This is a genomic window from Natronococcus pandeyae (genome assembly GCF_008122205.1).
GTDB classification, from domain to species: Archaea; Halobacteriota; Halobacteria; order Halobacteriales; family Natrialbaceae; genus Natronococcus; species Natronococcus pandeyae.
Genome location: NZ_PHNJ01000002.1, coordinates 443,884 through 463,712 on the forward strand (window position 1 = coordinate 443,884; position 19,829 = coordinate 463,712).

Annotated in this window: 23 protein-coding genes; 11 read left to right on the forward strand and 12 right to left on the reverse strand. The window is 64.9% G+C overall.

Going from position 1 to position 19,829, the window contains the following annotated elements; all coding sequences use genetic code 11:
* Positions 1–19 precede the first annotated feature (19 nt).
* Positions 20–1,486 carry an outer membrane protein assembly factor BamB family protein gene (locus CV102_RS05750; protein ID WP_148856932.1) on the reverse strand — a complete coding sequence of 489 codons (1,467 nt, stop codon included), beginning with the start codon at positions 1,484–1,486 and terminating at the stop codon, positions 20–22.
* 218 nt (positions 1,487–1,704) lie between these two features.
* Positions 1,705–2,136: a hypothetical protein gene (locus CV102_RS05755; protein ID WP_148856933.1), complete on the reverse strand. Its 432-nt coding sequence runs from the start codon at positions 2,134–2,136 to the stop codon at positions 1,705–1,707.
* A 401-nt stretch (positions 2,137–2,537) separates the two neighbouring features.
* Here CV102_RS05755 and htpX point away from each other — a divergent pair, with 401 nt between their 5' ends.
* On the forward strand, positions 2,538–3,413 hold the full coding sequence (gene htpX / locus CV102_RS05760; RefSeq protein WP_148856934.1) for a zinc metalloprotease HtpX: 876 nt from the start codon (positions 2,538–2,540) through the stop codon (positions 3,411–3,413).
* Between the two features lie 100 nt (positions 3,414–3,513).
* Here the strand turns inward: htpX and CV102_RS05765 are convergent, their stop codons facing one another.
* Entirely contained in the window at positions 3,514–3,837 is a 324-nt protein-coding gene (locus CV102_RS05765) for a hypothetical protein (protein WP_148856935.1), read from the reverse strand.
* 83 nt (positions 3,838–3,920) lie between these two features.
* Between CV102_RS05765 and pspAB the strand changes: the two genes are divergently transcribed.
* The 3 genes from pspAB to radA all read left to right on the forward strand — a co-directional run bounded on the left by pspAB (position 3,921) and on the right by radA (position 7,151).
* Positions 3,921–4,526, forward strand: coding sequence for a PspA-associated protein PspAB (pspAB, locus tag CV102_RS05770; protein WP_148856936.1), 606 nt, complete (start codon positions 3,921–3,923; stop codon positions 4,524–4,526).
* 266 nt (positions 4,527–4,792) lie between these two features.
* Complete coding sequence (locus tag CV102_RS05775) at positions 4,793–5,872, forward strand: outer membrane protein assembly factor BamB family protein (RefSeq protein ID WP_148856937.1); 1,080 nt, start codon at positions 4,793–4,795, stop codon at positions 5,870–5,872.
* Positions 5,873–6,119: 247 nt separating this feature from the next.
* Complete coding sequence (gene radA / locus CV102_RS05780; RefSeq protein ID WP_148856938.1) at positions 6,120–7,151, forward strand: DNA repair and recombination protein RadA; 1,032 nt, start codon at positions 6,120–6,122, stop codon at positions 7,149–7,151.
* Between the two features lie 152 nt (positions 7,152–7,303).
* Here the strand turns inward: radA and sufU are convergent, their stop codons facing one another.
* The 8 genes from sufU to CV102_RS05820 all read right to left on the reverse strand — a co-directional run bounded on the left by sufU (position 7,304) and on the right by CV102_RS05820 (position 14,327).
* On the reverse strand, positions 7,304–7,723 hold the full coding sequence (gene sufU / locus CV102_RS05785) for a Fe-S cluster assembly sulfur transfer protein SufU (protein ID WP_148856939.1): 420 nt from the start codon (positions 7,721–7,723) through the stop codon (positions 7,304–7,306).
* A 154-nt stretch (positions 7,724–7,877) separates the two neighbouring features.
* Positions 7,878–8,126: a hypothetical protein gene (locus CV102_RS05790; protein ID WP_148856940.1), complete on the reverse strand. Its 249-nt coding sequence runs from the start codon at positions 8,124–8,126 to the stop codon at positions 7,878–7,880.
* Positions 8,127–8,231: 105 nt separating this feature from the next.
* Positions 8,232–8,864, reverse strand: coding sequence for an HD domain-containing protein (locus CV102_RS05795; RefSeq protein WP_148856941.1), 633 nt, complete (start codon positions 8,862–8,864; stop codon positions 8,232–8,234).
* 205 nt (positions 8,865–9,069) lie between these two features.
* A complete protein-coding gene (locus CV102_RS05800; protein WP_148856942.1) occupies positions 9,070–10,317 on the reverse strand; it encodes an aminotransferase class V-fold PLP-dependent enzyme in 1,248 nt (415 codons plus the stop codon).
* A 319-nt stretch (positions 10,318–10,636) separates the two neighbouring features.
* On the reverse strand, positions 10,637–11,509 hold the full coding sequence (locus CV102_RS05805) for a hypothetical protein (protein WP_148856943.1): 873 nt from the start codon (positions 11,507–11,509) through the stop codon (positions 10,637–10,639).
* A 148-nt stretch (positions 11,510–11,657) separates the two neighbouring features.
* Positions 11,658–11,951, reverse strand: coding sequence for a DUF424 domain-containing protein (locus CV102_RS05810; RefSeq protein WP_148856944.1), 294 nt, complete (start codon positions 11,949–11,951; stop codon positions 11,658–11,660).
* A gap of 3 nt (positions 11,952–11,954) precedes the next feature.
* The gene (locus tag CV102_RS05815) at positions 11,955–12,809 is read right to left on the reverse strand and encodes a tetratricopeptide repeat protein (protein ID WP_148856945.1); all 855 of its coding nucleotides are present in this window, start codon (positions 12,807–12,809) and stop codon (positions 11,955–11,957) included.
* A gap of 102 nt (positions 12,810–12,911) precedes the next feature.
* Positions 12,912–14,327, reverse strand: coding sequence for an FAD-dependent oxidoreductase (locus tag CV102_RS05820; protein WP_148856946.1), 1,416 nt, complete (start codon positions 14,325–14,327; stop codon positions 12,912–12,914).
* Positions 14,328–14,431: 104 nt separating this feature from the next.
* On the opposite strand from CV102_RS05820, the gene thpR reads away from it, so the two are divergent.
* The 4 genes from thpR to CV102_RS05840 all read left to right on the forward strand — a co-directional run bounded on the left by thpR (position 14,432) and on the right by CV102_RS05840 (position 16,201).
* On the forward strand, positions 14,432–14,989 hold the full coding sequence (gene thpR, locus CV102_RS05825; protein WP_148856947.1) for an RNA 2',3'-cyclic phosphodiesterase: 558 nt from the start codon (positions 14,432–14,434) through the stop codon (positions 14,987–14,989).
* A gap of 110 nt (positions 14,990–15,099) precedes the next feature.
* Positions 15,100–15,252, forward strand: a complete 153-nt coding sequence (locus CV102_RS05830) for a 50S ribosomal protein L39e (RefSeq protein ID WP_148856948.1) — start codon at positions 15,100–15,102, stop codon at positions 15,250–15,252.
* Positions 15,253–15,254: 2 nt separating this feature from the next.
* Positions 15,255–15,533: a 50S ribosomal protein L31e gene (locus CV102_RS05835; RefSeq protein WP_148856949.1), complete on the forward strand. Its 279-nt coding sequence runs from the start codon at positions 15,255–15,257 to the stop codon at positions 15,531–15,533.
* Between the two features lie 2 nt (positions 15,534–15,535).
* Entirely contained in the window at positions 15,536–16,201 is a 666-nt protein-coding gene (locus CV102_RS05840; RefSeq protein ID WP_148856950.1) for a translation initiation factor IF-6, read from the forward strand.
* A 182-nt stretch (positions 16,202–16,383) separates the two neighbouring features.
* Here CV102_RS05840 and CV102_RS05845 read toward each other — a convergent pair whose 3' ends face one another.
* A complete protein-coding gene (locus tag CV102_RS05845) occupies positions 16,384–16,695 on the reverse strand; it encodes an ASCH domain-containing protein (RefSeq protein ID WP_148856951.1) in 312 nt (103 codons plus the stop codon).
* Between the two features lie 239 nt (positions 16,696–16,934).
* On the opposite strand from CV102_RS05845, the gene pfdA reads away from it, so the two are divergent.
* The 3 genes from pfdA (at position 16,935) to CV102_RS05860 (ending at position 19,818) form a co-directional block, all read left to right on the forward strand.
* Complete coding sequence (pfdA, locus tag CV102_RS05850) at positions 16,935–17,390, forward strand: prefoldin subunit alpha (protein ID WP_148856952.1); 456 nt, start codon at positions 16,935–16,937, stop codon at positions 17,388–17,390.
* A 23-nt stretch (positions 17,391–17,413) separates the two neighbouring features.
* Positions 17,414–18,865, forward strand: a complete 1,452-nt coding sequence (gene ftsY / locus CV102_RS05855; RefSeq protein WP_148856953.1) for a signal recognition particle-docking protein FtsY — start codon at positions 17,414–17,416, stop codon at positions 18,863–18,865.
* 110 nt (positions 18,866–18,975) lie between these two features.
* Positions 18,976–19,818 carry an NmrA/HSCARG family protein gene (locus CV102_RS05860; protein WP_148856954.1) on the forward strand — a complete coding sequence of 281 codons (843 nt, stop codon included), beginning with the start codon at positions 18,976–18,978 and terminating at the stop codon, positions 19,816–19,818.
* Positions 19,819–19,829: the final 11 nt, after the last annotated feature.

Below are 19,829 nucleotides of genomic sequence, written 5' to 3' on the forward strand. Positions count from 1 at the left end.
AGCGTCGAACGCCATCGGTCTACTCCTCGTCGTTCGCGACGATTCCCTTGCGGCGGAGCCACTCGAGTGCGACTGCACCGCCGGCGACGCCTGCCCCGGTCGTGAATCCGGGCATCCCGTCGTCGTCCTGTCCGTCCTGATCGTCGTGGTCATCCTGGTCGTCTTGACCGTCGTCGCTGAGGACGTCGTTTTCGTCGTCGGTGTCATCGTCCTCCTCGTCATCTTCGTCTCCCGGCTCTTCCCCGTCGTCCTGGTCTGCCGGCTCCTCCTCGTCGCCCGTCTCTTCGTCCTGGTCCGCCGGCTCTTCGTCACCAGTTTCGCCGTCCTCGCCCGGCTCTTCGTCCTCGTCATCGGCCCCGCCCTCGTCCTCCGCGGACCGGATCGCGACGAGTCCGTCGTCGCTGGCGTAGATCGTTTCGTCGGCGAACGCGAGGTCCTCCGGGCGCGTCTCGGTTTCGACGACCCACTCGAGTTCGTCGTCGACGACGTCGAACGCGGCGAGGCCGGTTCCGTCGCTCGAGCCGTCGATCCCGACGTAGAGGGTCGGGCCAGCACCCACCGGCTGGCCGAAGGTCGCATCGTCGATCGACGGCTGCCAGAACTCGTCTCCGGAATCCCGGTAGTAGCCGACGATGTCGTCTTCCGCCAACGTGTAGACGTGATCGCTGGTGGCCAGTCCCACGACGGACCCGTCTTTCGCCCAGTTGAGGTCGCCCGTCTCCGTCTCGTAGACGGCCACCAGGTCCTCGCCGCCGGCCTGGAGCGAGACGGCGCGGTCGGTCGCCACGATGGTCTGCTTCCGGTACTCCCCGTGGTCGTTCGTCCACCGCTCGCTCCCGTCGTCGATCTCGGTGGCGTACAGCGTCTCCCCGTTCGTCGTGAAGACGGCCCCGCCGGCGGCCGCAACGGGCTGTTCGATCAGCGCCTCGTCGTCGGGTTCGAACTGCCAGGCTTCGTCTCCGTCGTCGCCCTCGAACGCGTAGAGCGTTCCGTCCGCGACGACGAACACCGTGCCGTCGACGACGGTCGGCGAGGGAACGGCGTCCTCGGGCTCGAGGTCGATCGCCCAGTCGACCTCGCCACTTCCGAGGTCGATCGCGGTCAACTGGTCGCCACCGACGTAGATGGTATCGTCGACGACCACCGGCGCGCCGGCCGCACCGACGTCGTCGGTTTCTCCGAGCAGTTCCCCGTCGTCTGCATCGAGTGCGTGGATCGATCCGTCGACGGCCAGGAAGACGATCCCGTCGACGACGGCGACCGGACCGCCGTGGTCGTACTCCCAGGCGACGGCCGCGGACCCGTCAGGTCCGCTCTCGCCCGACACGTACCCGGTGTTACCCGCGTTTCCGCGCAGCGACGACCAGCCGCGCAGACCGTCCGTTCCGTCTTCGTCGGCAGTCACCGTGCTCGTCGAGAGTACCCCCCCAGCGGCAACCGCGAGCCCCGCATACTTCAGCACCTCCCGTCTCTCGTGGGCAGACATGTTCACCCGAAGGTCGACAGCCCTCCCCCTTTCCTATAGTCACGGTAGTATCGTTCCAGCCGGATAACGCAGGCAGTACAATCGTTCGAACGAAGCAACAGCGATCGGGACACCGTCGTCAGCTCTCGTTCTGACCCGCAACACCCCAAATTATCGTTTCGGCACCTTTCACGAGTTGACAACTCCAGCTGAAACGAGGGGGGTTCGCGTTCGCGGCGCTACGCTTCGAAGAGCGTGAACTCCCACCCGTGTTCCTCCCACGAGTCGGCATCGTCCGACGCGTCGGCGTCGCGCCGTACCGCGATGGTCGTCGCGAACGAGACCGCCTCGAGCGGCGACTCGGGGCAGGACGCGTCCATCCGGACGAGCAACAGGAGCGGCTGCGGTACGGTTTCACCGGGATCGAGGTAGCCGACTTGTTGCTCGCCGTTCCCGACGACACCACCGCCCGCTATCGTTTCCGTCCAGCAGCTATCACTGAACTCGTAGCCGTCCTCGTTCGAGTCCACGTCCGGAATCAGTACGAGGTCATCGGTCTCGTTTCGAACGCCGTGGAACAACGCGCTTCGTCGTTCCACGAACGCGATCTCTTCGTTCGTTTCGTTCGTCAGTTCGACGGTCAAGGCGAGCGGGCTGCCAGAATATCGCAAACCGCCACCGGTTACAGACGCTGCATAGTCGATCGTTTCCGGAAGTTCGTCCGCGGAGTCTCGAACGTCGTAGGTTGACGGTTCAGTTTCGCCGTTCTCACCCGTTCGAACGCCGCTGAGACAACCTGAAAAGCTAGCTAGCGGTATCGCTGCTGTCGTGCAGAGGAACCTCCGCCGAGTCAGCGGTATGATAGTACTGGAATTCGTTTCTCGATACCAATAAGTACATTCTGTATTTGTTGATACGATCGCCGTCAGACGTTCTCGAACTCGGACGTGTCAGACGTTCTCACGTGATGCGGTCTCCAGGTGAAATGAGGGGGTTCGCCGCGCCTGATCCCGTTTCGGATGGAACCAGCACATCGGTGATACTTATTTGCTCGTAGCTCCTCATTCGACGTATGGATTGGCAGCCGGACTGGGGTCTGCGGGTGCGAATGTTCGTGACGATGTTCTTGTTGTTCGTGCTGTACATCGTCTTCGCCGGCGTGCTCACCGCCTACATGCAGGGTAGTATCCTGCTGTTCGCGATGATCTTCGGCGGCTTCTCGCTGGTGCAGTACTACTTCAGCGACACCCTCACCCTCAAAAGTATGGGCGCGAAGACGGTGTCGGCCGACGAGTATCCGCAACTGCACACCTCGGTCGAACGGCTCTCGCAGCAGGCCGACCTGCCGAAGCCCAAGGTCGCGGTCGTCGACTCGAAGGTTCCGAACGCCTTCGCGACCGGCCGCAACCAGAAAAACGCCGCCGTCGCCGTGACGACGGGGCTCATGCGCACGCTGAACCAGGACGAACTCGACGGCGTCATCGCCCACGAACTCGCTCACGTCAAGAACCGCGACATGATGGTGATGACCATCGCCTCGTTCCTCGCGACGATCGCGTTCATGATCGTCCGCTGGGGGGCGTTCTTCGGCGGCGGCCGGAGCCGCAACCAGGGCGGGATCATGGTCGCCATCCTCGTCTCGCTGCTCGTCTGGATCATCAGCTACATCCTCATCCGCGCGCTCTCGCGATACCGCGAGTTCGCCGCCGACCGCGGCGCGGCGGCGATCACCGGGAAGCCCTCGGCGCTCGCGTCCGCCCTGATGAAGATCTCGGGCGAGGTCGACAAGGTCCCCGACAAGGACCTCCGCGAGGAGGCCGAGATGAACGCCTTCTTTATCATCCCGCTGAAGTCGGGGATCGTCGGCCGCCTCTTCAGCACCCACCCGTCGACGGAGCGCCGCGTCGAGCAGTTACGGGACCTCGAGCGTGAGATGGAAGCGCTCTGATACGGTCGGTCGTAACTGGTCACCGGGGCAACCGCACGACGGTTCGCAGTTGCCCCGGTACTGACTTCTAACCGACCGTCTGACCGCTCGACTGCGCTCGCTACGGACCGATCCCTTCCACGGGAACCTCGGTCTCGCAGTTCGGGCAGGTCGCGTGCTCGTCGGCGCCAGCGTACTGCCAGGTCTTGCCGCAGTCGTGGCAGGTGAGTTCGGTCGTCTCGGGCGCGCCCTCGGGGTCCGAGCGCTGCTTGTGTACCCGGGAGAGTGCGGTGACGGCGTCCTCGAGGTCGTCCTGTCGGAGCGGAAACTCGTCGCCGCGGTCCGAGCGGAGCCAGTAGTCGGCCGACTCGTCGTCGGTCGCGTCGACGACCGCGTACGTTCCTTCGCTGACGATCGGGTCCCGATCGGTTCTGTCGCTATCCATGGTCCACCGTAGCACGCGGGCCGGGTTCGTTCTTCTGCAGTCGAATGGCACCTTTTGAAAGGGTCGCCGTCGTTGCTCTTCCTATGGGACTACTGGACGGGATCCGCTCCGTGCTCGGGATCCGCGCGGAGTCGGACGCCAAACGCGACGCCGACCCCGAGGACCTCTTCGGGATGAGCACCGCCTACCTCACGATGGAGGCCGACCTCGGCTACGAGTCGGCCGACGCCGGCGCGCTCTGTTTCTCCGGCGTCGACTCGAGCAGCTTTCGCGATGCCGTCGACGAGGTCGAGGCGATCCTCGAGGCCGGTCGCGAGGATACCGGCACCGAGTTTTCGGTCTCGGAGGACGACCACGGCTACCACTGGGTCGTCCTCGAGGACGAGGATCCCGAGGACCTGATCACGAGTCTGCACTTCGCCGCGGACACGTTCATCGAACACGGCTACGGTTCTCGGCTGCTCGCGGCCGTTTTCGCCTACCGGAACGAGGACGGGCCAGCCTACTGGATCTACTCGTTCCGCCGGGGTCGGTTCTACCCGTTCGCGCCGCGTCCCGGCCGGGAGCGGGACTCGAGCGCGGAGTTCAAACTCGAGTCGACGCTCGACGGCGAACTCGAGATCGAACGCGAAAAGGAGTACTGGTACCCGCTGTGGCCCAGCGAGGGCGGGACCCACCCCTGGGAGTGAGTTCCGAAGGGTGTTCACGGCGGCTGACACCCGACCCAAACATGTTTGGAGCCACTGGTATTGCAACCTACCCCCTGTGTAGATATACGGCAGGACGTCACATCATCAACTGCGCCATACACCAGTTGTCCTGCCGAAACCCCTACCACCACCTACCCCCTTCCGCTCCCACCCCTTCTAGCGACGACCTCGTCCCGTACTCGAGAGCGCCGCGGACGGATTCCGTGTCGAATCCATTATACGATCGGAATCGGTACGCCCGACCAGTGAGCGACTGGAACCAGTTCAAACGGGATCCACAACATTCGGGAGTGCGACGCGACCTCGAGGGACCCCACCGCATCGAAGAATCCTGGACCGCTGATCTCACCGGCCCGGTTGGCTCGCCGGTTCTCGACCGCGACACGCTCTTCGTCGGGACGGCGCGGGGGAACCTGTACGCGTTCGACCGTGAAACGGGTCACCGGCGATGGGTCTTCGAGACGGCCGACGGGACCGATGCGACGCCGGTCGTCACGCGCGACCACGTCTACGCCGCTACGGAGGCCGGAACCGTCTACGCGCTCGACCCCGCGAGGGGCGATCTGGTGTGGCAAACCGACCTCCCGGACGCGCTCGAGTCCGCGCTCTCGTTCGCCGACGGCCGCCTCTACGCCGGCCACGCGTCGGGACTGTCGACGCTCGAGACCGAGACGGGCGAGATCGGCTGGACGCACGAGACCGACTCGGCCGTCGTCGGCTGTCCGGCGATCGGCGACGACCGCCGCCAGGTGTACGCCGGCACCGAGGGCGAGCAGGTGTGCTGTCTCGAGACCGAGACGGGCGAAGAGGTCTGGACCGCGCCGACCGACGGTGCGGTCACCGACGGCCCGACGATCGCCGACGGACGAGTCTACGTCGGCGACGACGACGGCACGCTGCTCGCACTCGACGTCGAAACCGGACAGACGTGGTTTAGCTACGAGATCCAGGGTTCGTTCACGTCCTCGGCGACGGTGCTCCCCGAGGAGGGAACGACGTTCGTCGGCGCCGACGACGGCTACCTCCACGTTACCGACACGCGGTTCGGGCGGCGGAAGGTTCGCGGCTGGTTCTTTTCGAAGAAGGGAATCGCGCTCGACGGCGAGGTCCACGCGAGTCCGGTCGTCGCAGGCGACGTCCTCTGTGTCGGCGACTCGACCGGTTCGGTGTACGGCGTCGACGCCACGGAGTTCGATCTGCTCTGGCACTTCCACGTCGGCGACACCGTCGCACACACCCTCGCACTTGCGCCGGAACGACTGTACGTCGGCGGCGGCGACCGTCTCTACTGTCTCGAGTGGTCGTCCAGCGAACCGAGAGTCTGACCCGGCGGAAGACCGCGTTTCGTTCGTTCCCGTCGTCGTTCCCCTCGTTTCTCACCACTCGTCCTCGCTTCTCACAGTCACGCTTTTCGCCTTCGGTTCTCACCGTCGTTCCTCGCCGCGGGCGGATCGCGCCTTCGTACCTAAACTTGCAGCCGACCGACTCGAGCACCTCGCTCCCTCCGTGCACTTTCACTTCCACTCCCCTGTTAACGAGGCTTTATGGGGGCTCCGTCACAACGAGTGAGTAATGCCAGAAGCAGACCTCGAAACGCTCCCCGGTGTTGGACCAGCAACCGCAGACAAGCTTCACGAAGCCGGCTTCGACTCCTTCGAGAGCCTGGCCGTCGCCTCGCCTTCCGAACTCTCGAACACGGCCGACGTCGGCGAGTCTACCTCCTCGGACATCGTCCGTGCGGCTCGCGACGCAGCCGACGTCGGCGGCTTCGAGACCGGTTCGACCGTCCTCGAGCGACGAAACGAGATCGGCAAACTGAGTTGGCACAACGACGCGGTCGACGACCTCCTCGGTGGCGGTATCGAAACCCAGTCGATCACCGAGGTGTACGGTGAGTTCGGCTCGGGCAAGTCCCAGGTCACACACCAGATGGCCGTCAACGTTCAGCTCCCCAAGGAGGTCGGCGGTCTCCACGGTCGCGCCATCTTCGTGGACAGCGAGGACACGTTCCGCCCCGAGCGGATCGACGACATGGTTCGCGGGCTTCCAGACGAGGTCATCGAGGCCACGCTCGAGGACCGCGAGATCGAGGGTTCACCCGGCGACGAAGACGCCATGGACGCACTCATCGAGGACGTCCTCGAGAAAATCCACGTCGCGAAGGCGTTCAACTCCAACCACCAGATGCTGCTCGCGGAGAAGGCAAAGGAACTCGCCGGCGAACATGAGAACTCGGAGTACCCCGTTCGCCTGCTCTGTATCGACTCGCTGACCGCCCACTTCCGTGCGGAGTACGTCGGTCGTGGCGAACTCGCGGACCGCCAGCAGAAGCTCAACAAGCACCTCCACGACATCGACAAGGTCGGCAACCTCTACAACTGCGCCATCATCGTCACGAACCAGGTCGCCTCGAACCCCGACTCGTTCTTCGGCGACCCGACCCAGCCGATCGGTGGCAACATCCTCGGCCACAAGTCGACCTTCCGGATTTACCTCCGGAAGTCGAAGGGGAACAAGCGGATCGTCCGCCTGGTCGACGCACCGAACCTCGCCGACGGCGAGGCTGTCATGCGCGTCGAGGACGGCGGACTGAAGCCCGAGTAACGGCCCGACGAACGCTCGTCGGCTGACGGTACCCGGATCGCTTCTCTCTTGATCGTTTCTCCTCTGATCGCTTTGCGAGTGGCTCGAGCACCGTGGACTAGTTCGCGGACTCGCTGCGCGAGGAAAATTCCGTATGGGACGAGTCAGACTCGTTAGTCTTCGGTCGTCGTCTTGTCCTTGTCGAGTTCGCCCTGGTAGATCTCCGCGCCGTCCTGGGCGACCTTCTCCGCGAGGACGGCACACTTCACTCGCATCGGCGAGATGTCGACGCCGAGCATGTCGATGACGTCGTCGCGGTCCATCTCGAGCAACTCGTCGATACTCTTCCCTTTGAGCTCTCCGGAGAGCATGCTCGCCGACGCCTGACTGATCGCACAGCCGTCGCCGGAGAAGGCGACGTACTCGATCGTCTCCTCGTCGTCGGCGAGTTTGACGTCCATTCGAATCTCGTCACCACACATCGGGTTCTCGCCGATGTGGGTGAAGGTCGGATCCTCGAGTTCCCCGTAGTTACGCGGGTTCTTGTAGTGGTCGAGGATCTGCTGTCGGTACATATCAGAGCCGAGTCCCATCTTGGATACGCGTACGGCTGTGCGTTGTAAAAGGGTTCCGGGGAGGACGAGAGCCGTCGCTACGGATCCGGTATCGATCGAAAAACCGGTCTCGGATGTAACGCCGCATCCGGAACGTGTCGGGTTGGTCACGATCGGTTGATCGACGATACTGTTATGTTGAACCCCGGCCGACTGGTGGGTTCAGGTAACAGGCGTCGACGATTGTGATGACGCCGATGATCGCCGCGATCAGGAGTGCGTGCATGATCGGCAGGCTCAGCACGCTCGCGGCGGACAGAGCGACCACGAACGCGATCGGGATAATCCCGAGCACGAAATCGTACCGGTTTACCGCGGCGAGAACGTCGACCAGGGCATCGAACGGATCCCGTCCGGATCGTTTGCGCGCAGTTTCGTACATCGTTCTCACCTCGGCGGTTACCCGTACGCAGCCGAATTTGAAAAAACTTTCTGGGAGTTTGTTACTGCCCGACCGACTACTGCTGCGATACTGGTGCCGGATCGGCTACGCGTCGCCAGCCGCTTCCGCGTCGAATCGCTCGAGGTAGTCGCGAACGAACTCCGCGCGGTCGGCGGCGAGTTCTTGCCCGGCGCCGGTGTACATCCGATCCGGCAGATCGAGGATCTTCTTGTAGAAGTGGTTGTACTGCGACCGGCCGGCCGCAGTGTCGTCGTCGACTACAGGAACGGCGGGATCGTGGATCGGACTCCCGATGACCGAACCGTGGGCGAACACGCGGGCGATGCCGACCGCGCCGAGCGCGTCGAGGTTGTCCGCATCGGAGACGATCTCGGCCTCGAGCGTCTCGGGGTCGACGTCGTTCGAGTAGCGGTGTGAACGGATGCAGTGTTGTACCCGCTCGATCGTCTGCTCGCCCGCGCTGAGGTCCTCGAGAATCTGTCCGGCCTCTCGAGCGCCCCAGGTCGCGTGATCGTCGATCTCGCCGCGGTCCTCCCGTTCGCGGCCGACGTCGTGAAGGGCGACGGCGAGTTGGACGACGCGTTCATCGACGGGCTCGGAGTGCTCCGCGACGAGGGTTTCGGCCAGGGCTGTGACGCGCTGAACGTGGTGCCAGTCGTGGGCCGGCGGGGCGTCCTCGAAGTACGGGCGGGCGCGGTCACGAACGGTCTCGAGCATACCAGTCGCGTTTCGCGGTGGTCGTAATAAGGTTACACGTCTGACCGGTCGTCTCTCTCCGATCCGCGTTGTCGGCGTCGAGCCGATCCTTCTACGCGAACAGCTGTCGCGCCATGCGAGACTCAGTCTCGCTGGCCTTCGTTCGTTCCGTTGTTCACTCGCGAAGACGTCGTCGAGCGCACTCTCCTCGAACTCCGTCGTTCGCTTACGCGAACAACTGTCGTGCGTCGTCCAGTGCAGCGACTAGCTTGTCGACCTCCTCCCGCGTGTTGTAGACGTAGAACGAGGCTCGAGTCGACGCCGGGACGCCCAGCTTGTCGTGCAGCGGCTGGGTACAGTGGTCGCCGGCGCGGACGGCGATCGTGTGGTCGTTCATGATCGAGGTGAGGTCGTGGGCGTGGACGTTCTCGAGGTTGAAGCTGACGAGACCACCACGGTCGGGGCCGGGTTCCGGGCCGTAGATCTCGACGTCGCCCTCGTCCTCGAGTCGCTCGTAGGCGTAGCGGGCGAGGTCCTGTTCGTGCTCACGGATGCGGTCCATGCCGATCTCCTCGAGCCAGTCGACGGCCGCGTGGAGGCCGACGGCCTCGGCGATCGGTGGCGTGCCGGGTTCGAACTTCCAGGGGAGGTCGCCCCAGGTCGACTCCTCGAAGGTGACCTTGCGGATCATCCCGCCGCCGTAGAGGTAGGGCTCCATCGCCTCGAGGAGTTCCTTCTTGCCGTAGAGGACGCCGATCCCGGTGGGACCGGCCATCTTGTGGCCCGAGAAGGCGTAGAAGTCGGCGTCGATCTCCTCGACGTCGACGGGCTGGTTGGGGACGGCCTGGGCGCCGTCGATAAACGAGAGCGCGTCGTGCTCGTGGGCCAGATCCGTGAGTTCGGAGACCGGGTTGACCGTGCCGAGCGTGTTCGAGACGTGGACCGCCGAAACGAGCGCCGTCTCGTCGGTGATGAGTTCCTCTGCGTGGTCCATGTCGAGACGACCCTCCTCGTCGACCCGAATGTACTCGACGCTGGCGCCGGTCCGCATGGCGATCTGCTGCCAGGTCACCAGCGAGGCGTGGTGTTCCATCTCGGTGAGGACGACCTCGTCCTCGGGGCCGAGTTCGTTCAGCCCCCACGAGTAAGCGAGGAGGTTCTCGCTCTCGGTCGTATTCTTCGTGAAAATGACCTCCTCGCGGCCGCCGCTGGCACCGATGAACTCCGCGACGCGGTCGTGGGCCTCCTCGTAGGCCTCCGAGGCTTCCTGACTCAGGTGGTGGATCCCCCGGTGGACGTTCGAGTTGTACCGTCGATAGTAGTCGCTCATCGCGTCGACGACCGGATCCGGCGTCTGCGTCGTCGCCGCGTTATCGAGGTAGACGACCTGCTGGTCGTCGAACTCCCGCTCGAGGATCGGAAACTCCTCGCGGATGGCCTCGACGTCGAGTGCCTCGAGGTTCTGCTGACTCATTGGTAACTAGCAGGGTTCCCAGACAAAACACTCCTTCGGTCCGTGGGCTGGTCCGACGGATACCTCGAGCTACTGCCGTTGCAGTCGCTCGTCGACGAAGTCACGAGAGGGGAAAAGTGGGTGGTGGTGGTGGTGTGTCACGACAGGGGGTGTCGAACGACTCAGTGGTGGTGGTGGGTGGGGTGGGGGCCCTGTCGTACTACAACGTAGAGGGGCATTGCCAATACCCTTGTCCCCAACAGGATTTGGTATCACGATCGCCGACCGACGTGGCACAGTTTCGAGAGCATCCCTCTCGTCTCGTCAGCGGCGACGGCGACTACTGCTGGACCTCGAGCACCCGTGTGCTGCAGTCGTTGCAGGTGATCGCGTACACTTCGTAGGAGCGACAGCAGGATTCGACGGTCTCGGCGTCGAGCGAGACCGGGCCGTCACAGGCGGGACAGCGTTCGGCGAACGCGCGCAGCCCGCTGGCGAGCCGGCTTCGCTGTTCGAGATCCAGCGACTCCCAGTTCGGGAGCCGATCTGTGAGCGTTCGCGAGGCAGCGAGATCGGCGACCAGCGCGGCGTCCGACTCCCACTTGGCGGCCAGTCGGCCGTCGACGCGGGCGAGGGCGTGGCCATCCGTCTGCGTGACCGTCACCGCCCCGGGTTCGGACTCGAGAAACGTCGCAACCTGTCGCTCTCGCTCGCCGTCGCGGATCCCCTCGATCGCGTCCCGCCACGCCGTTCGGGTCCCGTCGGTGAGACAGAGGTCCTCCGCGGCATCGGCCGCAGTCGCGCCGCCGTCCGTCGTCCCGGAACACGGTGTGACGACGCCGTGTTCGAGGAATGCCTGTTCGGGGTCGACGGGCTCGGGCTCAGGTTCAGCACCATCGTCGATCTCACCGTCGTGCTCGTTCTCGAGGGTCGTTACTGCTGGTTCGGGGCCCTTGTCGAACATCGCGAGCAGCCAGTCCGGAACGTACTGCTTCGTCAGACTCGGCGTTCCGGGAACCAGGTATCCCCGGAGATAGATCGCCGCCAGCGAGAGGCCGAGGACGATGGGCGCCAGCGGAGCGGAGACGACGGCGACGCCGATCGCGAGGAGGCCCGCGATTGCGACGTTGACCACCGTACACGGTGTACAGCGGTTGTCACCCGTGTACTCCGGCTGCCGAAGCCGCTCGGTGAACGCTGCGATATCGACCATCGTTCGTCAGACTAGTCCACGAATCAAAAAGCGTTCCGTCGGTTTCAGGGACGGTGTTCAGCGTACACCGACTCGCTGAGAGAATCGAACACCGGACGCTGCTCACTCACGGTAGTATTCGAACACGGCCGTTTCAGGTCGGAACGGCTCAGTACATCCGCAAGAGCTGCGCGTGGCGGGTCGCTCCGACCTCGAGGACGTTCGCCTCGTCGATGAACCCTTCCTCGACCGCGAGTTCGACCGCGCGGGTGCCGACGATGTTGGCGACGGTCGCCCGCGAGAGGCTGTCGACGACTGCGCTCTCGTCGACCGTCTCGCCGCCGTAGAACTCCTCGGTGACAGTCAGCGAGAGGTCGCCGCTCTCGAACGTTTCGCCGAGAACGTCCGCGTCACAGACGGCGACGAGCAGCCCCTCTTCGGTTTCGCGCTCGTTGACGATCATGCGTTACTCGAGTTCCCACTCGCCGTCGCGTTTCGACACCCGCCCCGGATCCGTGATGTCTACGTCCTCGCTTTGCTGCGGTTGGCCGCCGGCGCCCGACGGCTGTCCGGCCATCTCCTCGCGCTCCTCGACGAGTCGCTGTTCGGCCCGTTCGCGCATCTCGTTTGCCTCCTCGGCGATCTCCTCGGCCTCGTCGTACTCGCCGAGTTCCTCCAGGATCTCGGCCTTCTCTTCGAGCACTTTCGCGTTGCGCATCCCGAGTCGAACCGCGTTGTCGATGCAGTGCAGCGCCTCTTCGGCCAGCCCGCGCTCCGAGAGGAAGAAGGCGCGGTTGAACCAGCCCTCGGCGAACCGCTCGTCGATCTCGACGGCGCGCTCGGCGTGCTCGAGCGCCTGGGCGGTCTCGCCGAACTCCCAGAGCGCGTACGCGAGGTTCGTTTCGGCGGTGGCGGCGTGTTCGCTCTCGTCGTCGATCCGTAGTGCCTCGCGGTAGGCGCCGATCGCCTCGTCGTACTCCTCGAGTTCGGCGTGTGCGGCTCCCTTGTTCACCCAGGCCTCCTGTTCGAGGCGGTCGTCCTCGGCGAACTGGGCGGTTCGATCGAAGGCCTCGGTCGCCTGCTCGTAGCGGTTGATCTGCATGTAGTTCAGCCCGACGTCGAGCAGTTCGCTCGCCTCGACGTCGTCGCTGTCGATGCTGTGCTTGTCGAGTGTGTCGGTGATGACGCGGGAGTCGACGGGGTCGACCTTCGCGGGGTCGACGCCTAGCTCCGGCGGGTCGAGATCGAACTCGTCGTAGTCGTCTCCGAAGCCCTCCCCTTCGGAGAACGGATGGTCGCTGTCGCCCTCTCGATCAGTCATTGCTGGAATGTGGCAGCGACGACTGTTAAGGGCTGCGACCTTCTGGAACGGTCGTGCTCGGTGTTTGTGGTGGTCTTCCGCCGGTCCACCCGACGACGCGTTTTATCGAAGATTCCCCGAGAGCACCTTCGCGGCGACGAGGACGGGGTCCCACGTCGTGTTGAACGGCGGCGCGTACGCCAGATCGTAGTTCTCGAGGTCGTCGACGGCGGCACCCTCCGTCAGCGCCGCGACGAGCGCGTGGCTCCGGTGGACCGCACCCTCGCCGTACTCGCTGACGAGGCTCGCGCCGAGGAGGCGTCCGGTGTCGCGGTCGGCCGTCAGCGTGATGGTGACCGTTCCGCCGCCGGGGTAGTAGCCCGCTCGCGACTTCGCGTCGATCGTCTCGCTGATCGGGTCGAAGCCCGCCTCGAGCGCCTCCTCGTGATCTAGAATCCCGGTTCGGGCGGCCTCGACTTCGAACGCCTTGATCGCCGCCGTTCCCGCGATGGCGCCGCCCGTCGTCGGCTGTCCGGCGACGGTCTGTCCGACCGCGCGGCCGTGTCGGTTCGCCGTCAGCGCCAGCGGGACGTACGCCGGTTCGCCGGTCACGGCGTGGATCGCCTCCGCGCAGTCGCCCGCCGCGTAAATGTCGTCGACGCTGGTCTCGCGGTAGGGATCGGTCGCGATCGCACCGGTTTCGCCGAGTTCGACGCCCGCGTCCGCGGCCAGGTCGGTCCGCGGCCGGACGCCGGTGCCGAGCAGCACCATCTCGACGTTGACGCGTCCGCCGTCGGTGACGACCGCGTCGACGGCCTCTTCTCCGGCGAGTTCGCGGACCCCGCTCCCGAGGTGCAACACGATATCCTGCTCGCGGAGGTGATCGGCGACGGCCTCGCTGGTCGCCTCGCTGAACCCCTTCAACAGCCGATCCCCGCGCTGGAACAGGTTGACCTCGAAGCCGTTCGCCGCGAGGGCCTCGGCCATCTCGATCCCGATGTAACCGCCGCCGACGACGGCCACGGGCCCGGAACAGTCCTCGAGGTAGCGACAGGCCGGTCCGCGGTCGGGCTGCTGGAGCCCCTCTCCGTCGCGGGCTCGAGCGACGTACTCGCGGAGTTCTTTCCCGTCGCTCATCGAGCCGAGCGTGTAGACGCCCTCGCGGTTGGTGCCGTCGATCGGTGGTACCACTGCTTCGGCGCCGGTCGCGAGCAGCAGGGAGTCGTACGACTCCGTCACCGTCCCGGCGTCGCTCTCGGCGGTGACCGTCCGCTCGTCGGGGTCGATCGAGACGACTTCGTGGCCTGTCCGCAGGTCGATGTCGCGCTCTTCGCGGAACTCCTCGGGGGTGACGGAGACGAGTTCCTCGAGCGACTGAATCTCACCCTTGACGTAGTACGGCAGGCCGCACGCGCCGTAGGAGACCCACTCGCCCTTCTCGAAGACGACGACCTCGAGGTCGGGATCGTCGCGTTTGGCCTTGCTCGCCGCGGACATTCCGGCAGCGTCGCCACCGACGACGACGAACGTATCGGACATGGGGGGCCGTTAGACGCACAGCCGCTTAAGTAGGAGTCAGTCGCGTAATCTCGCCGGCTTTTCCCACCATCAGCGTTGAGTACCGTCCCCTCCAAAGAGCGAGTATGCGACTGTTCGTCAGCGTCGATCTGCCGGACGACCTCGCGGAACCGGTCGCCGACCTGCAGGCGGAGCTCGCCGAGGCGAGCGGGCTGAACTTCACCGACCCCGAGCAGGCCCACCTCACGCTGAAGTTCCTCGGCGACGTGGAGGAGGATCGCGTCCCGACGCTCTCGCGGGAGCTTCGAGCCGCGGTCGACGAGGCCGGTGTGTCACCCTTTACCGTCCGATTCGACGGGCTCGGGGTGTTCCCGGACCTCGACTACATCAGCGTCGTCTGGTTCGGCACCGAGGCGGGAGGCGAGGAGCTCAGACGCCTCCACGAGACCATCGAGGAACGGACGACGGCGATGGGGTTCGAGGCGGAGTCTCACGACTTCACCCCGCACGTCACCCTCGCTCGGATGGAACACGCCGGCGGGAAGGAACTGGTCCAGGACGTCGTTCGCGAGCGAGAGCCGACCATCGGCGAGATGCGCGTCGACGAGGTTCGACTCACCGAGAGCACCACGACGGCCGACGGCCCCGAGTACTCGACGGTCGAACGGTTCCCGCTCGAGTGACGACGGGTTCTACTCGAGTGACGGGCGTTTTCCACCCGCTGACGGGCACATGGACGGTGCCCCGCAAGATGGACAAGATTTTAAGCCAGCGTGGGCTACGTCCGGCCACTATGGGTAAGAAGTCGAAGGGCAAGAAAAAGCGTCTTGCCAAACTCGAGAACCAGAACAGCCGCGTGCCGGTCTGGGTTATGATGAAGACCGACATGGAAGTCCAGCGGAACCCGAAGCGACGCAACTGGCGGCGCAGCGACACTGACGAGTAATCATGAGTGCAAGCGATTTCGAGGAGCGGGTCGTCACCGTTCCACTGCGCGACGTCAAGAAGGGTCCCAACCACCAGGCCGCCGATTACGCTATGCGACTGATTCGCGAGCACCTCGCGAAACACTTCGCGGTCGACGAGGACGCCGTCCGACTCGATCCCTCGATCAACGAGACGATCTGGTCGCAGGGTCGATCGAACCCGCCACGGAAGCTCCGCGTCCGTGCTGCCCGTTTCGACGAAGAGGGTGAGGCCGTCGTCGAAGCCGAGGTCGCCGAGTAAATTTGCAACGCCTCGCATTCGCCGGGTCGGCCTACGTCGGCGTCTTCGCCCGTGCGACCGACTCGTGCGTACTCGTTCGCCCGGACGTCGACGACGACGTCGTCGCCGACCTGACCGACGAACTCGAGGTGCCGGCCGTCCAGACGACGGTCGGCGGCTCTTCGACGGTCGGCGCGCTAGCGATGGGTAACGAAAACGGGCTGCTCGTCAGCTCTCGAGCGCTCGAAACCGAACTCGACCGTCTCGAGGAGGCGGTCGACGTTCCCGTCACCGAACTACCGGGGAATATCAACGCGGCCGGAAACGTCGTGCTCGCCAACGATTACGGCGCGTACGTCCATCCGGACCTCCCGCGAGAGACGATCCAGATCGTCAAGGACACGCTCGAGGTCCCCGTCGAACGCGGCGACCTCGCCGGCGTGCGTACGGTCGGGACGGCCGCCGTCGCGACGAACAAGGGCGTGCTCTGTCATCCGAAGGCCACGGACGAGGAACTGGACTTCCTCGAGGACGCGCTCGACGTCCGCGCCGACGTCGGGACGATCAACTACGGCGCGCCGCTCGTCGGCTCCGGGCTGATCGCCAACGACGCCGGTTACGTCGTCGGCAACGACACGACGGGACCGGAACTGGGCCGGATCGAGGACGCGCTGGGCTACCTGGACTGACGTTCTGGTTCTTTCTCCGACCGGTTTTCGAGTCCCTACAGGAAGACACGAGCACCGCTTTCCGCACCCGACTCGAGGTCCCGTTCTGCGCGAAACCGACTGGCTCGAGCCGTGCTGATCGAAGCGGAGAGCCGCCTGGAATCCAACGGCTCGGCGGCTACCGAATCGTGGTAGTTCGGTCGCTACTGCCGCTCGAATCGGTGGCGGACCACTTCGCTCTCGTCGTCCCACTCGAAGTTCTCGTGAGCGCGCTCGAGCACGTCCTGGTAGGCATCGAGATCCTCCATTCCCTCGGCTCGTGCGTCCTCGTCGGTGAGATCACCGAGCGTGCGCTCGGTCACGTCGGTCACCTCGAACGTCGTTCCCTCGATGGTGAACGTGTCGCCCTCCGCGGCGTACTGGTGGCCGCGGTGAATCTGTTCGACGTCGCCTTCGAGGGCCTGACCGCGCATCCGTTCGCTCGGCAACAGTTCGGCTGGATCGAGTTCGCTCATGGGCTCGGGTACGACGGCACGAGCAAAACCGTTTGGTTCCGCTCGTCGAGTCCAGATACGGCTCGCGGAGGTCGATACCGGACCCGTCGGCCCAACAGTCCGGACGAATATCTGCCTCGGTCGGGCGCGTTCCACGCCCGAAGACGCGACTCTGTCCTCGGTTCCGTCACGGGTTGTATCCCGACGCCTGGCTTCTATGGAAGGGAAGATTCTTCCGGCTGCCGAGCAGAAGAACGGTTATGGGACAACAGCAACTACAGCAGCTTTCGCAGGAAATTCAGGAAGTACAGGAACAGATCGAGACTCTCCAGCAGAACGTCGAGGGAGTTCGGCAGGAACAGGACGAGGTCGACGAGGCCATCGAGGCGCTCGGCACCCTCGAGTCTGACTCGACCGTTCAGGTCCCGCTCGGCGGTGGCGCGTACCTGCGCGCGACCATCGAGGACATCGACGAAGTGATCGTCGATCTCGGTGCCGACTACGCCGCGGAGTTCGAGGAGGACGACGCCGTCGACGCCCTCGAGAACAAGAAGGAGCGACTCGACGACGAGATCGACGAGCTCAACGAGGAGATCACCGAGCTCGAGTCGGAGAGCGAGGAACTCGAACAGCAGGCCCAGCAGATGCAACAGCAGGCGATGCAACAGCAGATGCAGCAGATGCAGGGTCAGCAGGGGCAGGGTCCGGACGAGTAGCGTAGGGACCGCCACCGATACCTATGTTCGACAATCTGAAGGAGAAGCTCGGGAGCTTCCGTGACGACGCCGAAGCGGCCGCCGAAGAGAACGTCGAGGAGGTCGACGACGACGAACTCGCGGACGCGGAACCCGACGACGGTGCACAGCCCGAAGCTGAGGTTGAGACCGAAACCGAGGCCGAGGCTGAGACCGACACCGAGGCTGAGGCCGAGACCGACGTCGACGCCGACTCAGTGTCCGAATCGGAATCCCCCGATACTACCGCTGAACCGGTCGACGAGAGCGTTGCCGAGCCCGAGAGCGAACTCGAGGCTGAGATGGCAGCGCCGACCGAGACGGCGGAAGCGAGTGCGGAGACGGACGTCTCGACCACTGACGGAACCGACGCTCGGGAGTCGACGCCAGAACCCGACCTCGAGAGCGAAGTCGACGCGGTCGAATCCGGCCCCGACCGTAGCCCCGATTCCGTCCCTCAGAACGAGGCTGACACAGCCTCAGAGCCCGCAGACGCCAAGACCGAGACCGCCGAGGACGAGGTCGACGCAGAAGTGGACGACGAGGACGTGAGCGAGGACAACGGCGGAACCGGATTCGGCGCCAAGGCCCGCTCGCTCGTCAAGGGGAAGTTCGTCATCGAGGAGGAAGACCTCGAGGAACCGCTCCACGAACTCGAGATGGCGCTGCTCACGAGCGACGTCGAGATGGGCGTCGCCGAGGAGATCCTCGACAACATCCGCGACGAACTGGTCGGCGAGACCCGCACCTTCACCACGTCGACCGGCGAGGTCGTCGAGGAGGCGCTTCGCGACGCGATCTACGACGTGATCAGCGTCGGTCAGTTCGACTTCGAGGAGCGCGTCGCGATCGAGGACAAACCGCTCACGATCATCTTCACGGGCGTCAACGGCGTCGGGAAGACCACTTCGATCGCCAAGATGAGCCGCTACCTCGAGGAGCGCGGCTACTCGACCGTGATGGCAAACGGCGACACCTACCGCGCCGGTGCGAACCAGCAGATCCAGGAGCACGCCGACGCGCTCGAGACGAAGTGTATCAGCCACGAACAGGGCGGCGACCCCGCCGCGGTGCTGTACGACGCCGTCGAGTACGCCGAGGCGAACGACATCGACGTCGTGCTCGGCGACACGGCCGGCCGACTGCACACCGACGAGGGGCTGATGGACCAACTCGAGAAGATCGATCGCGTCGTCGGTCCCGATATGACCCTGTTCGTCGACGAGGCCGTCGCCGGCCAGGACGCAGTCAACCGCGCCCGAGAGTTCGACGAGGCCGCCGAGATCGACGGTGCGATCCTTTCGAAGGCCGACGCCGACTCCAACGGTGGCGCGGCGATCTCGATCGCCCACGTCACCGGCAAACCCATTCTGTTCCTCGGCGTCGGGCAGGGGTACGACGATCTCGAGCGGTTCGATCCCGACGAGATGATCGACCGGCTGCTCGAGGACGAGTAGCGGTCGTCGCGCTTCCCGTTCGCGCCACGCCGTCTCTCCTGTCTTCTCCGCGACCTGTCGAAATTGCCCGTGTGAGCTTCTTATCCCCCTCGGTGGTAGCGCGGGTGACTATGATCGATTCCGTACTCGTCGTCGGCGCGACCGGGACACAGGGCGGTGCCGTCGCCAGACACCTGCTCGAGCGAGACGTGGAGGTCCTCGCGCTGACGCGCGACAAGGATAGCGAGAACGCACACGAGCTCGCCGAGCGCGGCGCGGAGGTCGTCGAGGCCGACATCGGCGAGAAGAACTCGGTCGAACCGCTCGTCGACCAGGCCGACGGCGTCTTTCTGATGACGAACTTCTGGGAGCACGGCTACGACGACGAGGTCGAACAGGGAACGAACGTCGTCGAACTCGCCGACGAGGTGGGGATCGACCACCTCGTGTTCTCCTCCGTGGGCGGTGCGGAGCGGGACACGGGAATTCCGCACTTCGACTCCAAGTTCGAGATCGAGGAGTTGATCGACGGTCGTGGGCTCCCGGCGACGGTCATCCGGCCGGTCTTCTTCGTACAGAACTTCGAGGGGTTTCGCGAACGGATCGAGGAGGGAACCCTCGCGATGGGCCTCGAGTCGCACGTCCCGTTACAGGTGCTCGACGTCGAGGACCTCGGCGCGTTCGTCGCCGAAGCCTTCGCCGATCCGGATCGCTACGTCGGCGACGCGTTCGAACTCGCGAGCGACGAACTCCCGCTGCGGGCGATGGCCGTTCGGTTCGCAGACGCGCTCGGGAGCGAGGTCCGCGCTCACCACCTCTCGATCGACGACGTTCGCGAGAGCCAGGGCGAGGAGTTCGCCGTGATGTTCGAGTGGTTCAACGAGGACGGCTACGAGTCGCCGATCGACGACCTCCAGGCCGACCACGACGTCGCGTTCAACCGGCTCGAGGACTACCTCGAGCGAGCGTGGTGAGCGGGTCGCGA

Excerpts from the sequence above, each read along its gene's own strand:
- CV102_RS05820 (WP_148856946.1), bottom strand. The coding sequence starts at position 14,327 with ATGTCCGATACGTTCGTCGTCGTCGGTGGCGACGCTGCCGGAATGTCC.
- CV102_RS05765 (WP_148856935.1), bottom strand. The coding sequence starts at position 3,837 with ATGGATAGCGACAGAACCGATCGGGACCCGATCGTCAGCGAAGGAACG.
- htpX (WP_148856934.1), top strand. The coding sequence starts at position 2,538 with ATGGATTGGCAGCCGGACTGGGGTCTGCGGGTGCGAATGTTCGTGACG.
- pfdA (WP_148856952.1), top strand. The coding sequence starts at position 16,935 with ATGGGACAACAGCAACTACAGCAGCTTTCGCAGGAAATTCAGGAAGTA.
- CV102_RS05790 (WP_148856940.1), bottom strand. The coding sequence starts at position 8,126 with ATGTACGAAACTGCGCGCAAACGATCCGGACGGGATCCGTTCGATGCC.
- CV102_RS05805 (WP_148856943.1), bottom strand. The coding sequence starts at position 11,509 with ATGGTCGATATCGCAGCGTTCACCGAGCGGCTTCGGCAGCCGGAGTAC.
- CV102_RS05815 (WP_148856945.1), bottom strand. The coding sequence starts at position 12,809 with ATGACTGATCGAGAGGGCGACAGCGACCATCCGTTCTCCGAAGGGGAG.
- CV102_RS05810 (WP_148856944.1), bottom strand. The coding sequence starts at position 11,951 with ATGATCGTCAACGAGCGCGAAACCGAAGAGGGGCTGCTCGTCGCCGTC.
- CV102_RS05750 (WP_148856932.1), bottom strand. The coding sequence starts at position 1,486 with ATGTCTGCCCACGAGAGACGGGAGGTGCTGAAGTATGCGGGGCTCGCG.
- thpR (WP_148856947.1), top strand. The coding sequence starts at position 14,432 with ATGCGACTGTTCGTCAGCGTCGATCTGCCGGACGACCTCGCGGAACCG.
- CV102_RS05830 (WP_148856948.1), top strand. The coding sequence starts at position 15,100 with ATGGGTAAGAAGTCGAAGGGCAAGAAAAAGCGTCTTGCCAAACTCGAG.
- pspAB (WP_148856936.1), top strand. The coding sequence starts at position 3,921 with ATGGGACTACTGGACGGGATCCGCTCCGTGCTCGGGATCCGCGCGGAG.
- CV102_RS05795 (WP_148856941.1), bottom strand. The coding sequence starts at position 8,864 with ATGCTCGAGACCGTTCGTGACCGCGCCCGCCCGTACTTCGAGGACGCC.
- CV102_RS05835 (WP_148856949.1), top strand. The coding sequence starts at position 15,255 with ATGAGTGCAAGCGATTTCGAGGAGCGGGTCGTCACCGTTCCACTGCGC.
- CV102_RS05800 (WP_148856942.1), bottom strand. The coding sequence starts at position 10,317 with ATGAGTCAGCAGAACCTCGAGGCACTCGACGTCGAGGCCATCCGCGAG.
- sufU (WP_148856939.1), bottom strand. The coding sequence starts at position 7,723 with ATGGGACTCGGCTCTGATATGTACCGACAGCAGATCCTCGACCACTAC.
- CV102_RS05860 (WP_148856954.1), top strand. The coding sequence starts at position 18,976 with ATGATCGATTCCGTACTCGTCGTCGGCGCGACCGGGACACAGGGCGGT.
- CV102_RS05845 (WP_148856951.1), bottom strand. The coding sequence starts at position 16,695 with ATGAGCGAACTCGATCCAGCCGAACTGTTGCCGAGCGAACGGATGCGC.
- ftsY (WP_148856953.1), top strand. The coding sequence starts at position 17,414 with ATGTTCGACAATCTGAAGGAGAAGCTCGGGAGCTTCCGTGACGACGCC.
- radA (WP_148856938.1), top strand. The coding sequence starts at position 6,120 with ATGCCAGAAGCAGACCTCGAAACGCTCCCCGGTGTTGGACCAGCAACC.